The 13,674-nt window shown below is 71.3% G+C and carries 12 protein-coding genes; 7 read left to right on the top strand and 5 right to left on the bottom strand.

Features of this window, described 5'->3' with window-relative positions:
* Positions 1–84 precede the first annotated feature (84 nt).
* The gene (locus tag U7230_RS12945; RefSeq protein ID WP_324716253.1) at positions 85–1,512 is read left to right on the top strand and encodes a Sapep family Mn(2+)-dependent dipeptidase; all 1,428 of its coding nucleotides are present in this window, start codon (positions 85–87) and stop codon (positions 1,510–1,512) included.
* Here the strand turns inward: U7230_RS12945 and U7230_RS12940 are convergent.
* On the bottom strand, positions 1,479–2,216 hold the full coding sequence (locus U7230_RS12940; protein ID WP_324716252.1) for a hypothetical protein: 738 nt from the start codon (positions 2,214–2,216) through the stop codon (positions 1,479–1,481). The genes U7230_RS12945 and U7230_RS12940 overlap by 34 nt on opposite strands.
* Before the next feature lie 42 nt (positions 2,217–2,258).
* Complete coding sequence (locus U7230_RS12935; RefSeq protein ID WP_324716251.1) at positions 2,259–3,410, bottom strand: diacylglycerol/lipid kinase family protein; 1,152 nt, start codon at positions 3,408–3,410, stop codon at positions 2,259–2,261.
* Between the two features lie 213 nt (positions 3,411–3,623).
* Here U7230_RS12935 and U7230_RS12930 point away from each other — a divergent pair, with 213 nt between their 5' ends.
* From U7230_RS12930 to lpdA, 4 genes are all read left to right on the top strand, one after another.
* Positions 3,624–4,607 (top strand): S1C family serine protease, encoded by a 984-nt coding sequence (locus U7230_RS12930; protein WP_324716250.1) that lies wholly within the window; start codon positions 3,624–3,626, stop codon positions 4,605–4,607.
* A complete protein-coding gene (locus U7230_RS12925; RefSeq protein ID WP_324716249.1) occupies positions 4,604–5,176 on the top strand; it encodes a cob(I)yrinic acid a,c-diamide adenosyltransferase in 573 nt (190 codons plus the stop codon). Before U7230_RS12930 ends, U7230_RS12925 begins: the two co-directional genes overlap by 4 nt.
* A gap of 113 nt (positions 5,177–5,289) precedes the next feature.
* Positions 5,290–6,537 (top strand): NAD(P)/FAD-dependent oxidoreductase, encoded by a 1,248-nt coding sequence (locus U7230_RS12920; RefSeq protein WP_324716248.1) that lies wholly within the window; start codon positions 5,290–5,292, stop codon positions 6,535–6,537.
* Positions 6,538–6,583: 46 nt separating this feature from the next.
* On the top strand, positions 6,584–8,059 hold the full coding sequence (lpdA, locus tag U7230_RS12915; RefSeq protein WP_324716247.1) for a dihydrolipoyl dehydrogenase: 1,476 nt from the start codon (positions 6,584–6,586) through the stop codon (positions 8,057–8,059).
* Here the strand turns inward: lpdA and U7230_RS12910 are convergent.
* Positions 8,041–8,499, bottom strand: coding sequence for a DUF2203 domain-containing protein (locus U7230_RS12910; protein ID WP_324716246.1), 459 nt, complete (start codon positions 8,497–8,499; stop codon positions 8,041–8,043). The genes lpdA and U7230_RS12910 overlap by 19 nt on opposite strands.
* A gap of 159 nt (positions 8,500–8,658) precedes the next feature.
* On the opposite strand from U7230_RS12910, the gene U7230_RS12905 reads away from it, so the two are divergent.
* Together U7230_RS12905 and U7230_RS12900 are read left to right on the top strand one after the other, a co-directional pair.
* On the top strand, positions 8,659–11,553 hold the full coding sequence (locus U7230_RS12905) for a hypothetical protein (protein WP_324716245.1): 2,895 nt from the start codon (positions 8,659–8,661) through the stop codon (positions 11,551–11,553).
* 30 nt (positions 11,554–11,583) lie between these two features.
* On the top strand, positions 11,584–12,240 hold the full coding sequence (locus U7230_RS12900) for a DUF502 domain-containing protein (RefSeq protein WP_324716244.1): 657 nt from the start codon (positions 11,584–11,586) through the stop codon (positions 12,238–12,240).
* On the opposite strand, the gene U7230_RS12895 is transcribed toward U7230_RS12900, so the two are convergent.
* On the bottom strand, positions 12,212–13,012 hold the full coding sequence (locus U7230_RS12895) for a cytochrome c biogenesis CcdA family protein (protein WP_324716243.1): 801 nt from the start codon (positions 13,010–13,012) through the stop codon (positions 12,212–12,214). The two genes, U7230_RS12900 and U7230_RS12895, sit on opposite strands and share 29 nt — an antisense overlap.
* Positions 13,009–13,662, bottom strand: a complete 654-nt coding sequence (locus U7230_RS12890; protein WP_324716242.1) for a TlpA family protein disulfide reductase — start codon at positions 13,660–13,662, stop codon at positions 13,009–13,011. Before U7230_RS12890 ends, U7230_RS12895 begins: the two co-directional genes overlap by 4 nt.
* Between the last annotated feature and the right edge of the window lie 12 nt (positions 13,663–13,674).

The raw sequence follows: 13,674 nt of genomic DNA, 5'->3' as shown, positions 1-13,674 counted from the left end.
CTGCTGGCGGATGCGTTCACGAAAAGCTATGAAGCGGGGGTGTCCGGAGTGCCAGGACGCCCGCGCGAAAGGGGTACCGACGGCATGACGGCGCCATCAGCGATGGATCCCGTGGAACAGGCCGCCGGAGCCTGGCTCCAGGCTCACGACGCGGAGCTCGTGGACTTCGCGGTTCGCCTGATCCGGATCGAGTCCGTGGAGGGGCCTGCCTCCCCGGGCCGGCCGTTCGGATCGGGGGTGGCCGAGGCCCTGGGACTGGTCGTGAGCGTGGGCGACCGGTTAGGGCTCGAAACGCTCGACGTCGACGGCTATGCGGTGCATGCGCGCTGGGGCCCGCCGGGCGAAGACGTCGGGGTGCTGACCCACGTGGATGTGGTGCCGGCCGGGGAGGGCTGGAGCGTGCCGCCGTTCGGAGGGATCATCCGCGACGGGCGGCTGGTGGGCCGGGGCGCCATCGACGACAAAGGGCCGACGGCCGCCGCGTTGTTCGCGCTGGCGTCGCTGGTGGCGGTGGGGGCGCCGGTGCGGCGCGGCCTGCGGCTGATCGTCGGGGGTGACGAGGAGACCGGGTTTCAGTGCGTGCGCCATTACTTCCGGCGCCATCCCTATCCGGCCTTGGCGTTTGCGCCGGACGCCCTGTTCCCGGTGGTCTTCGCGGAGAAAGGGGTCCTGGATCTGACGCTGGGGGGCGAGCTCCCCGCAGGGCCCCTGGTACGCCTGGTGGGCGGGCAGCGACCCAACGTCGTGCCCGACCGGGCCACCGCCTGGCTGGAGCTGCCTCCCGGCCATGACGCCGGCCGGTGGCTCGAGGCGATACGGTCCGCGGCCACCCGCTATCGCGCCCGCATCGAAGCATCGGCCGCCCCGGACGGCCGGATCGTGGTGGAAAGTTACGGGGTCGCCACCCACGGCAGCACGCCGGAGAAGGGGATCAACGCGGCCTCCCAGCTCCTGGGCTGCCTGGTGGACGGCGACGGGGATGGCCTGCTGGACCCCACCGGCGCGCTGCGGTTCATAGCCCGGGCGGGGAAAGGGTTGCACGGGCAGGGTCTGGGAATCGCCGAAAGGGACGACGTCTCGGGCCCGCTGACGGTCAACCTGGGCGTCTTGCGGCTCGAGGGAGGCGAGCTGCGGGCCACCTTCAACGTCCGCTATCCCGTGGCCATTGCCAGGGCGGACGGCCTGGTGGCCAGAGTGCGTGAACGGGCGTCCGAGGCAGGCCTGCAGGTGCTGCGGGCGGACGACGACCCGCCTCACCACGTACCCCGGGATAGCTTCCTCGTACGCACGCTGCTCGAGGTCTACCGGAGGGAGACCGGCGACGACGAGACACCGCCCCTGGCCATCGGTGGGGGGACCTACGCCCGGGCGATACCGGGGGGCGTGGCGTACGGGCCGGTGCTGCCCTTCTCGGGGGTGGTGCCGCACGAGAAGGACGAGAGCATCGAGCTCGACCACTTGCGCAAGCTGGCCCGGATCTATGCGGCGGCCCTCTGGGCCCTGGCACGCTGAGGGGCGGCGGCCGGGGTGCGGGCCGGCTTCCGGGCCCGGACGCCCGCGATCGCCCCTCTGACGAGCGCCAGGAGGAGCCAGCCGGCGCGCGCCCGGGCCTCGAGCCGTCCCCGGGCCGAAAGATGAGGCCGCCCGTACAGCGGGCGCACACGCAGGCGGGGGCGGCGCTCGAAGCTCGTCCACGAGCCGAGCGCGCGGGCGGTGAGGGAAAGCCCGGCGTAGGCGGCGCCTGCTGACAGCGCGCTCCACATGGCGTCGCCCACCCCCACGCACAAGTGCACGTCGACGCAGGAGGCCACCACCTTGCCCCGTAGCGACGCGGCGGCGGCCTTCAGAGCCGGCTCGAGCCAGGGCCGCGAGGCCTCGCCGGCCGGTGCTCCGGGGTCGCCGACGGGCGCCCGGGCGATCGGCGAAACAGGGACGGCCACCGCCCGCTCGACATGGATGCGCCCACACCGGAGGCCGGCGAGGACGGGCCGCACGTCGAGGGTCAGGCGCCACGCTTTGCCCGACCGGCGCAGGCGGGCGTCGAAACGGGCCGAGAGCAGCAAGTAGGAGACGTAGCCGCAACTCCGGGCCTCTCCGGCCCGGCTCACCCGGATGCGCCAGGCCATGCCCAGCCGCACCCAGACGAGGGAGAGGATGAAGTTGAGGAGGTTGGACCCTGCCTGGAAAATCAGGAAGCCCCGCCACAACGGGCTCATCGGTCTGGTTTCATCGTGACGGCGTTGCTCGCTTCTTATGATTCACGCGCTGTCACGCCGGCGGCGCCGCTCGAAATACCCGTTGCCGCCCCCGGGCAGCGAGTCCTCGTCGCTTGATTGCGGGAAGGCAGGATTGCGCCCCGGCTCGGAGGCCGGCTCGCGCTTTGCAGGCTCACGCTCGGCCCTCGGACCTGCCGGATCCGCGGCAGGAGCCGAAGCCTCCGTCTCCGGCGCCGGCTCTCGGGCACCCTCGGCCTCTCGGAGCTCCGCGTCAGCCCCGCCGGGCTCGGGAGTACGCAGCCCGATCACGGGCAGAGCCCTCGGCAGCAGGCGGAAGGTCGCCGGAACGGTACCGATCACCTCGCCGTCGGCCTGGATGGAAAGGGGGCGGTCGGCCTCCACGTGCACCTCTCGGGCGTCCCATACCTCCACCAGGGGATGCGCGACGTGCCGCCCGGGAAACACCTGGGGTAGCACCTGGAGCACCTGGGCGCGGGAGAGGTCGCCGGCCACCACCACCCGGAACACGCCGTCGTCCATGCGTGCTCCCGGGCAGATGGTCATGCCTCCGGCGTAGCGAGCCCCGTTTCCCACCGCGACGAGCAGGGCCCGCCGCTCCAGCACCTGCCCGTCGAGCGTGAGGCGCACGGCGGCGTTGCGGTAGACGGCCAGCTGCGCGAGGGCACACGTCACGTAGGTCAAGGTCCCGGGCACCAGCTTGGGCACCCGGTTGGCCATGCGGGCCACCTCGGCATCGAAGCCAACGCCGGCCACGTTGGCGAAGTAGTGCCCGTTGACCGTGCCCACGTCGGCCAGCCCGCTCGACCCGCTGGCGAGCAGCGTGGCAAGGGCGCCCACGTCGGTGGGGATGCCGAGGTTGCGGGAGAAGTCGTTGCCCGAGCCGGCCGGCACCACTCCGAAGCTGACCCGGTTGAGAATCTCGGGTTTCAAACCCATCAGGCCGTTGATCGCCTCGTGCACCGTGCCGTCCCCGCCCACGGCCACGATCCGGTCGTAACCTTCGAGCGCTGCCCGGCGGGCCAGCTCCAACGCGTGGCCGGGACCCCGGGTGAGCCACACGAGCCGCTTGAGGCCCGCCACCTGGTCCATGACGGACTCGAGGCGCGAGAACACCCGCATGGAACGCCCGTGCCCCGCCACCGGGTTGACGATGAAGAGGAGCTCACTTTTCATGCAACGGTGCCACCCCTGCCGACACTGCCAGCATGTCCCGATTGTGCCGTATCGATGACGAATCGTGCAACCCCATCTGGGGAACGGGGATTCCACGGAGCGCGCGCCAATTCCTGGAGACCCGGCGTTTGACGCGACCCGGGCGCGCCTGTATAATGCCGCAGAAAGGTCAAAAAAGGTCAAAGTCCGGTCGCGGAAGAGAGGGATGCGACGATGGCCTGGGACGAGGAGGCCGGCGGCCGCGCCGACGCGGCCGGCGCCGAGGATCTCCTGGACGCTTTCTCGAGAGCGGTCACCCGGGCGGTGAAGCTCGTGGGGCCCTCGGTGGTGCGGATCTCCACGCGCGCGGAAGCGCAGCCCTTCTACGGGCCGTGGCCCTCGCAGCGGGAGGGCGTCGGGTCGGCGGTGATCGTCGACCCCGAGGGGCTGGCGGTCACCAACGATCACGTCGTGGCGGGGGCGTCCGAGCTCCATGCGGTCCTTCAGGACGGCCGGGCCGTGGCCGCCCGCGTGCTGGGGCGCGACCCTTCGCACGACCTGGCGCTGCTCAGGCTCGAGGGCAAGGGCTTCCCTGCCGCGCAGCTGGGCTCTTCGGAGGACTTGCGCGTGGGCCAGCTCGTCGTCGCCATCGGCAACCCCCTGGGGCTGCAGGCGACGGTCACGACCGGAGTGGTCAGCGCGCTGCACCGCGCCTTGAGGACTCCGGCAGGGATCATGGACGAGCTCATCCAGACCGACGCCTCCATCAACCCGGGCAACTCGGGCGGGCCTCTCGTCGACGGGCGCGGCCGGGTGGTCGGGATCAACACGGCCAGGGTCGCCGGCGCGCAGGGGATCGGCTTTGCCGTGCCCGTCTCCCGGGTGAGGGACCTCCTGGTGCGCTTCGGCCGCACGGGCGAGGCCGGGGCGGGTTACCTCGGGATCCAGGCGGTCAGCCAGTACCTCGAAGACGGGAGCCTGGGCGCCCTGGTGCTCCAGGTCGTCGAGGGAAGCCCGGCCTGGCGGGCCGGGATCCAACCCATGGACGTGATCCGGGCGGTCGACGGCAAGCCGGCCGAAGGCCACGACGGCTTGCGCGCCCTGCTCGCAAAGCGGGCCGCAGGGGAGCGGGTCGAGCTGGAGATCGAGCGGTCCGGCCGGCTGCTTCGCGTCGGCCTGGTGCTGGGGCACCTCGGGGAGGTGGCGCCGGGGCGATGAAGGCCGGGGGTTCGCGCATCTACACTCGTACGGGTGATGCCGGGGAGACGAGTCTTCTCGGTCCACGCCGGGTGCGCAAGGACGATCTGCGGGTCGAGGCGTACGGGTGCATCGACGAGCTCAACGCGCACCTGGGGCTTTGCGTGGCCCAAGCCCGGAGCGCCGGGGCGCTCGACGACGTGATCGGCGCGCTGGAGCAGGTCCAGCGGGACCTCTTCGCCGTGGGAGCCGAGCTGGCCGTCGACAGCGGCCAGCGCATGCCCGAGGGGCTGCCGCTCCTGGACGGCGCCCGGGTCGCCGAGATGGAAAGGCTCATCGACGCGCTCCAGTCGGAGCTGCCTGCGCTCACCCAGTTCATCCTGCCCGGCGGGTCGGCCGCCGGCGCCGCCCTGCACGTCGCCCGCACGGTGGCCCGGCGGGCCGAACGGCAGGTGGTGGCCCTCGCGGGCCGGGATAAGGTGCGTCCCGAGGTGCTCGCGTACCTCAACCGATTGTCGGACCTGCTGTTCGTCATGGCCCGCGCGGCCAACCGCCGGGGAGGCGTGGGCGACGTACCCTGGCGCCGGTGAGGTCCTTGGATCCCATGCCGGAGGAGTCGCTCCGGCCTTCTCGAATCGAAGGGGCGTTTGCAGGCGACCCGGCATACGGGGCTCGAGGCTGGCTTGGGTGGGGAGGTTACCAGGTGGGAGAGCCGCGCCCTTCTCGGGAGTTGAGGCGCGTCGTGATCGCCGGCAACGGCGTGGCGGGCACTCTGGCAGCCGAGACGCTGCGCAAGGAGCGGCCCGATCTGGATGTCCAGGTCGTCGCCGAGGAGCCATACCCCCTGTACAATCGCGTGGCGCTGCCACGCCTGTTGCGCGGGGACCTGCCCGAGCAGCGGGTTTTCATGCGGGACCCCGAGCACCACCTCCGGATGGGGTATGCCATTCACTTCGCGACCCGCATCGTGAGGGTCGACGCGGCCGAGCGCGTCGTGTACACCTCGGGCGAGCGGGAGGACGTGCTGCCCTTCGACGCGCTCATCGTGGCTACGGGCGGGAGGCCCAGCCCGTTACGGGTGCCCGGCGCCGAGCCGCGTCCCGAGGGGCTGGTCTACTTCCAGACCCTGGACGACACCCGTCACATCCTGGATCTGATCTCCCGGGCCCGGCGTGCGGTGACGGTCGGCGGGAGCTACATCGCGTACGAGCTGACCGAGGGGCTGCGCCGGCGCGGGCTCGAGGTGACGTGGCTCATGCGGGGGCCCCATTTCCTGCGCCGGGTCCTGGAGGAGCAGGGTGGGCTCCTCGTGGACCGGATCGCTGCCGACCACGGCGTCGAGGTCATCCACGGGGAGGAGGTCGCCAGCCTGGTGGTGCAGGGCGGGGCGGTCAGGGGCGTCGTGACCACCGCCGGCCGTACCCTGGAGGCCCAGGTCGTGGCGTGCGGGCTCGGCCTCACCTTCTCCACGGAGTTGTTGCAGGGGTCGGGCGTCGAGATCGGCAAGGGGGTTCGCACCGACGAGACGCTCGCCACCAACGTTCCGGGCATCTACGCCGCGGGCGACGTGGCCGAGTTTTTCGACGCGTTCTTGGAGCGCCACCACACCATGGGCACGTGGGACAACGCCTCGACGCACGGGCGGCTGGCGGCGCTCAACGTGCTGGGGGCCAACCAGCCCCTTCGCGAGGTCCCGAGCTACACCAGTACGCTGTTCGACTCGACCCTGTACGTCCTGGGCCTCACCCCCGAGTACGACCCGGGCCTGGAGTCCGTCGTGCGGGTGGATATGGGACAGAGGCAGTACCGGCGCCTCTTCTTTCGGGGAGAGCACCTGGTCGGGGCCGTGATGATCGGCGACCGCGGCGGCCGGCGCATCCTGAAACAGATGATCCGCAACCGGGAGAAGGTGCCCGAGGCGGACCGCACGGCCCTCTTGTCGGTGCAGTGAGGCGGCGCCCGATCCGTCCGGAGGATAAGGAGGTCCATGCCCAGACATGGGAGCCAATGCCCACGGTACGGTGCAGGAGTGGGACCTGGTGATCCTGGGGGCAGGCCCCGGGGGCTACGTGGCGGCCATCCGGGCGGCCCAGCTCGGGATGCGGGTGGCCCTGGTGGAGAAGGACCGCCTCGGCGGGCTCTGCCTCAACCGCGGGTGCATTCCCACCAAGGCGATGGTCAAGAGCGCCGAGGTGCTGCTGACGGCAAAGAAGGCGGAGACCTTCGGCGTCCGGGTCGAGGGGGCGGCCGTCGACTTCCCGCGGGTCGTCGCGCGCCGCCAGGAGGTGGTGGACGGCCTCGTCCACGGCCTGGAGCAGCTGATGCGCTCCAACGGCGTGCAGGTCTTCCCGGGCCACGGTGCGGTGCTCCGGGACGGCACGGTCGAGGTGATGCCGGCCGGGGCCGCCGGCAGCGGCGGCGAGCAGGAGCGGGTGGCGCTCAGGGGCCGGCGGCTCATCCTGGCTACCGGCTCCCAGGCTGCACACCTGCCCATCCCGGGCGCGGACCTGCCGGGAGTCGTCGATAGCGACGGGTTGCTGGCGCTCGACCGGGTGCCCGAGCGGCTGGTCATCATCGGGGGCGGCATCGTGGGCGTGGAGTTTGCGAGCATCTTCCACGCCTTCGGGAGCAAGGTGACCATCCTGGAGCTGCTGCCGTCGCTACTGCCGGTCGCCGACCAGGAGATCTCCCGGCGCCTGGCCACCAGCTTCCGGCGGGCGGGGATCGAGGCACGCACCGGGGTGAGGGTGGAGGCCATCGAGGCGCAGCCCGGCCAGACACCGTTCGGCCCGCCCAAGCAGGTGCACTTCACGGACGGGCAAGACCGGCCGGGCACGGCGGAGGCCGACGTGGTCCTGGTCGCGGTCGGGCGACGCCCTGCCTACACGGGGTTCGACCCGGGCGAGTTGGGGATCGAGGTCACCCGGGCGGGCATCAAGGTCGACGACACCATGCAGACGACCCGGCCCGGCGTGTACGCCATCGGGGACGTCAACGGCCTTTCCCCCCTGGCGCATGCGGCCTCCGCCCAGGGGCTGCTGGCGGTCGAGCATGCGGCGGGCCGGAAAGTGCGCCCTTGGGGGACCTCGCCCGTCCCGTCGGCCGTGTTCACGTTCCCCGAGGTGGCCTGGGCGGGCCTGACCGAGGAAGCGGCGCAGGCGGCCGGGATCCCGGTGCGGATCGGGCGGTTCCTGTACGGCGCCCTGGGCCGGGCGCACGTCGAGGGCGAGCCGGAGGGCGTCGTCAAGATACTGGCCCGGGCCGAGCCGCCTGACGAGGGCGAGGTCGTGGGGCTCCACATCATCGGCCGGGGGGCGTGCGAACTCATCCACGAGGGCGTGCTGGCCATGCGCTTCGGTGCGACGGCCGAGGAACTGGCGGAGGCGATCCACGCGCACCCGACCCTGTCCGAGGCGGTGGGCGAGGCGGCGCACGCGCTGGTGGGGTTGCCGATTCACATGGCCCGGCGCTGACGCCTGGGCCTCGCCGCGCGGCGCAGGATGTCGGGCGGGATCCGCCGCCGTCCGGCGAAGCCGTCGGCCGTGCCGTGGTAGTACTCGATCGACGGCTCGCCGAGCTTCCAGCACAAGAGGACCTCTTCGCCGAACAGGCGGGAGGGGAAGTCGACGAGGCCCATCTCCAGGTGCTTGATCTGGCACCCGTGCTCGTGGACCTGCTGGATCAGGCTCTTCATCTGCTCGACGGCCCGGTGGAGGCGCTCCGTAGCCTCCCGGTGGTCCACCTCCATGATCCAGCGGCCATCGGCGCCCTGACCCACCGCCTCGCAGAGCTGTACCTCCCGGTGGGCTGCCTTGCTCTCGCGGTAGAGGCGCTGCAGTGCCGTCATCGTCTCCGTCAGGAACGGGACCAACGCGTTGGCTTCCGCTATGGTGAACACCCGCTGGGCCGGCAACGAGGCGGCCCCTCCCTTCCGTTTCACCGACATTGTACGGGGTGGCACCTCGGTCCAACAAGGCGCCGGCCTGCCTCCCGGCAGACTGGGTGCCGTTGGCGTCTCCCACCTGTCTCTGGCCAGGCAGGAGGCTCCTGGAGAAGGCGGAACTGTCTGGCCATGCGGATCGCGCGGGCCCTCGGGGCCATCGCCGTCTTGCTCGTCCTCTGGGCTCCGGCGCCGGCCGTGGCAACCGGATGGATGACCCTCGAGACGCCTCACCTGCGGGTGCACTTCCGACCGGGATACGAGACGGCTGCCATGGACGCGGCCGCCGCCGGGGAGGATGCCGTGGAGGCCCTGCGGCAGCGCCTGGGCTCGGTGCCCGACCGGCCCGTCCACGTGGCTCTGGTCGACGACACCGACCTGGCCAACGGCTACACGGACGTCACGTACTACGGGCGCATCATCATCCTGCCCGTTTTCCCGGTGGGGCTCGGCTATACCACGGGCCTGAGCCTGAGGATGGCCGACTGGATCCGGCTGGTCGTCACCCATGAGATGGTGCACGCGGTGCACCTGGACATGGCGGAGGGGGCCGCCCGGGGGCTGCGGCAGGTGTTCGGGCACGTGCCGGGCTTTTCGACGCCCAATCTGCTGCAACCCATGGCGTTCATCGAGGGCATCGCCACCTTCGAAGAGACCGAGCTGGTGACCGGGGGGCGAGGCGGCGATCCCTTGTTCGACATGTTCTTGCGGACGGCGGTCCTGGAGTCGAAATGGCCCAGGATGGACGAGGCGCTGGGCCAGTACGACCTCGGTTACTTCCAGCCGGCGGGCCATGTGTACCTCTACGGCTACGCCTGGTGGGACTACGTGGCCCGGCGGTGGGGCGAGGACGCCATTGAGGAGTTCCAGCAGGAGTTCGCCAGCTCCGGTGTCACCCGGCCCGGGGAGGCGGTCCGGAGGGCCTTCGGGGAGAGCATGGAGGCCATCTGGAAGGACCTCGAGAAGGAGGCCGGCGAGCGCTTCGCCGCGCAGATCGAGGCCATCCGCCGTGCCGGCTTGACCGAGCCGCGGCTGCTCCCCGGTTCGGGTGCGTGGGTGGCGCTTTCGCCCCGGCCCTCCCCCGATGGCCGGTGGGTGGCGTACGCGGCTTCGGGGCCGTACTTGCAGGACCTGCGCATGGTCGAATGGGCCACGGGGCAGGATCTCCAGCTCGCGGTGGGTCTGGTGAGTGCCCCAGGGGGGATCGCGTGGGCTCCGGACGGGCGGTACCTGTACTACGCGGCGGTGGACGAGGCCGGGGAGGGCTTCTTTTCCGACATTTACCGGATCGAGCCAGGCTCCGGGCGCAGGCAGCGGATCACCTCGGGACAGCGGGCGTGGGCTCCGGTGGCCGGGCCCGGAGGGCAACTGGCGTTCCTGGCCCGAGAGGGCCTCGAGACGGCGGTATGGTGGACGGGGGCACCGGGTGTCGAGCCGCCCCGGAAGGTATGGAAACCCCCGGAGGGCTGGCAACTGCTTCATCTCGCCTGGAGCCCCGACGGCAAGCGCCTGGCCCTCTCCGCGTGGAAGCCGGGTGGCGGCTCCGACGTCCTGATCCTGCCGGTCGAGCAGGAGCGGCTCGGTGATCCGCCGCGCATCGGTCAGGCGCAGTCCGTCACCGACGACGTGGCGGTCGACGACCATCCCTCCTGGAGCCCGGACGGCCGGTACCTCCTCTTCCACTCCGATCGGGACGGCGTATACAACCTCTACGCCTGCGACACCCGGACCGGCCGGCTGGCGCGCCTGACCAACGTGTTGACCGGGGCGTTCGACCCGGCCGTGAGCCCGGACGGCCAGACGGTCTTCTTCTCGTGGTTCGGCCAGGGCGGCTATCGCCTGGCACGGCTCGACTGGCAGGCGCTTCGGTGGGATCCGGTGACGGGCGACTCCCGCTCGCGCGAGCCGGATAGCCCGGGCGGATCGCGTTCGCCCGGCTCGACAGAGTGGAAGGTACGCCCGTACGACCCGCTCGAGTCCCTGCGCCCGGCTTACTGGGAGCCGGTCTGGGGCCAGGACTGGGGTGGGCTCTATCTGGGAGCCGGGACCTCCGGCGAAGACGCCCTGGGCGCCCATCGGTTCGCTGCGGCAGGGGCCATCGGGCTCATGTCGGGGGCGCCGGCGCTGTACGCGGCATACGCGTGGCAGCCCGGCGGGTCGGGGCCGGGCTACTTGAGCGTCGAGGGTGGAGTCGAGCCGGTGCCTGTGGAGGAGGATGGCTCCGGGGATGTGGTCCGGTGGCAGCAGATGGCCACGGCCAGGGCCACCGTAGGGTGGCAGCGCCAGGGGTACGCCGCCGGGACTGCGGCGTCGCTCTCCCTGGCGCAGTCGTGGTGGCGGGAGGCCTATCCTTCCGGAGAGCCGTGGCCGGCCGCCGAGCGCCGCACCTACGCCGAGCTGTGGGTGGCAAGGGGCGGCAACTGGGGCGACCACGTTCATCTGGGCTCCCAGCAGGGCTGGGCGCAGGCCGTCGTGCTCGCGGAGGCCGGGGGCCGCTCCGTCGGAGTTCCGGAAGGGCTCCAGGTGACCGGCGGATGGTCTCTCGGGTTGCAGCGGATCGACGGGCAGGCGGTGCTGGCGGGCCTCTCCGCCGGGGTCAGCGGCGGGCACGACCTCGTGACGCTCGACGTGGGCGGCGAGAGCGGTGCTTTTCCGGCCCGGGGGTTCGATCGCGCGACCTATCAGGCCGACGCAGCCGCCGTGGGCCTGCAGGTGGAGTACCGACGGCGCCTGGTGGCCATTCGCCAGGGCATGGCGGATGCCCCCACCTTTTTCGACGACCTCTCGCTCGCGCTCTTCGCCGAGGGGGTGGCCGGCTGGGATCGGGGCGGTGGCGCAGCGGACACTGCCCGCCCTCTCTCCCTCGAGGCGGCCCCCTGGACGCCGGCAACCGACGTGGGAGCCGAGCTCCGGCTTTCGGTGAGCCTGGACTACGGCCGCACTCCCCTGGTGGTCCGGCTGGGTCTCGCCCGCTCCCTGACCCCGGTGGCGGGCCTGCGATGGTATCTCTCCCTGCAGGCGAGGTAAGATGAGGATACCAGGAGGTCATCCGGGGGCATGCGCTGGTTTCGGCGTTCGTTCATCACCGGGCTCGTGGTGCTGCTGCCCGTCATCGTGACGGGTTACATCCTGTGGTTCGGTTTCAACCTGCTCGACGGGTGGTGGCGGAGCCTCTTCGTGCTGTTCCTCGGCTACACGGTGCCGGGGGCCGGGGCCGTCTTGACCGTCGTCGTCACGGTGGCCATCGGGGCCATCGCCACCAACGTGATCGGGCGGCAGCTCATCTCGCTGGGCGAGCGGTTGCTGGGCCGCATTCCACTCGTCCGGAGCATCTACACGACGGCCAAGCAAGTGGTCGACGTGTTCGCAGGCGGGCAAAAGGAGGGGTTTCAGCGGGTGGTACTGGTGGAGTACCCCCGGCGGGGCATCTATACTATCGGCTTCCTGACCGCCCCTGCCGCACCCGCCTCGACCCGTGACGCGACGGGGGAAGACCTGTGGTCGGTCTTCGTGCCCACCTCGCCCAACCCCACTACGGGCTGGGTCGCTCTGGTGCCCCCCAGCCAGTGCCGCCCGGTCGACATGAGCATCGACGAGGCCTTCCGCATCATCGTATCGGGCGGAGTGCTCGTCAACCACGGGGCCAGCAGCCCCGGGACCGCCAACTCCCATGCACGCCCGCCGGCTACAGCCCCAGCCACTGGTAGTAGTTGAGGTAGCCGGGCAGCCGGAAGAAGAAGTTGGTGTAGAGCATCACGCCGATGACGACGAGGAGCGCCCCGCTGGCCCGCTCGATCCAGGCGCCGTGGCGCCCCAGGAAGCGCACGGCCTTGCGCGAGCCGCCCTGCATCGCGGCCGCCATGGCCAGGAAGGGCAGCGCCATCCCGGCGGCGTAGACGGCGAGCAACCCCATCCCGGCCCAGACGGTCTGCGTGGTGCCGGCGAGCAGCAGGATCGAGGCCAGCACCGGGCCCACGCACGGCGACCAACCGGCCGCGAAGGCCATGCCGACGAAGAGCGCTCCCCACGGGCCGCCGGTCAAGTGGGCCATCGCCTCTTCGAAGAAACGCCGCCGCCCGCCGGCAGCGGGGTCGGAGCCCTTCGAGGCGGTGCCCGGCATCTGCCGGACGAGCCGCCTCTCCACGTCGAGGAAGCCAAAGCGGAGAAGCCCTATCTGGTGCAGCCCCAGCAACACTACCAGCACGCCCGCCACCTGCCGCACCAGCACCTGGTGCGTCCGTAGCGTCTGGCCGAGCGCCGTGGCCGACGCCCCCAGCGCGACGAAGAGCAAGGAGAAGCCCAGCACGAAGAGCAGGCTGCGGACCAGGAGGTGCCACCGTCCTGCCCGCCCGACGGCCGAGCTCCCCAGATACCCCAGATAAGCCGGCACCAGGGCCAGGACGCACGGGGAGAGGAGCGAGACGAGGCCCGCCGTGAACGCGAGCCCGAGGGTCGTCCCGGTGAGTCCCGTGTCGCCGCTCGTCACAGCTCGGCCCCCGCCTGGCGGGCGAAGTCGCGGAGGTGGGCCGGCTGCATCGGCCCTATGAACTTGGCCCGGATCACGCCGTCCTTGTCGAGGAAGAAGGAAGTGGGGATGGCGAAGACCAGGTACTTCTGCATCACTTCGCCCGATTCGTCCAGCGCGAAGCGCCACGAGTACTTCCCACGGCCCAGGAAGTCCTTCACCTTCTGGGGGGACTCTCCCACGTCCACCCCCAGCACCGTGACCCGGTCGCCGTACTTCCGGTGAAACTCTTCGATGTGGGGCATCTCCTCGCGGCAAGGGGGACACCACGTGGCCCAGAAGTTGATGAGCACGGGCTTGCCCTGCAGATCCTGCAGCCTCACCTTGCGCCCCTGGATGTCCTCGAGCACGAAGTCGGGAGCCGGCGATCCCACGACCGGCACGTCTGTTCCGGCGGCCAGCGCCTGATCGGGGGTGCCCGCGGCCGCGGGCTGCGTCCCGTTTGATACAATGGCGCCTGGAGTCGAAAGGGAAGCGCCGGCCGGTGACAGTGGCCGGGTGCGGAGCTGGGCCAGGAGCAGCGAGGCGCCCGTCGCCACGACGAGGAGCAGGAAAGGCAACCCCCATCGCCACCAGCTTGCGCGAGCCTGCGTGCTCCGTACAGGTGCCACCGGGTGCAGCCC

The sequence above is a fragment of the Limnochorda sp. L945t genome, assembly GCF_035593305.1.
In the GTDB taxonomy this organism is placed as follows: Bacteria; Bacillota; Limnochordia; order Limnochordales; family Geochordaceae; genus Carboxydichorda; species Carboxydichorda subterranea.
Note: the sequence above shows the minus strand (reverse complement) of the source record. Positions and strands in the feature narration are given on the sequence as shown.

What these genes read in the sequence shown, in the direction of transcription:
- U7230_RS12930 (WP_324716250.1), top strand. Translation starts at nt 3,624, where the DNA reads ATGGCCTGGGACGAGGAGGCCGGCGGCCGCGCCGACGCGGCCGGCGCC.
- U7230_RS12940 (WP_324716252.1), bottom strand. Translation starts at nt 2,216, where the DNA reads ATGAGCCCGTTGTGGCGGGGCTTCCTGATTTTCCAGGCAGGGTCCAAC.
- U7230_RS12945 (WP_324716253.1), top strand. Translation starts at nt 85, where the DNA reads ATGACGGCGCCATCAGCGATGGATCCCGTGGAACAGGCCGCCGGAGCC.
- U7230_RS12925 (WP_324716249.1), top strand. Translation starts at nt 4,604, where the DNA reads ATGAAGGCCGGGGGTTCGCGCATCTACACTCGTACGGGTGATGCCGGG.
- U7230_RS12935 (WP_324716251.1), bottom strand. Translation starts at nt 3,410, where the DNA reads ATGAAAAGTGAGCTCCTCTTCATCGTCAACCCGGTGGCGGGGCACGGG.
- U7230_RS12900 (WP_324716244.1), top strand. Translation starts at nt 11,584, where the DNA reads ATGCGCTGGTTTCGGCGTTCGTTCATCACCGGGCTCGTGGTGCTGCTG.
- lpdA (WP_324716247.1), top strand. Translation starts at nt 6,584, where the DNA reads ATGGGAGCCAATGCCCACGGTACGGTGCAGGAGTGGGACCTGGTGATC.
- U7230_RS12905 (WP_324716245.1), top strand. Translation starts at nt 8,659, where the DNA reads ATGCGGATCGCGCGGGCCCTCGGGGCCATCGCCGTCTTGCTCGTCCTC.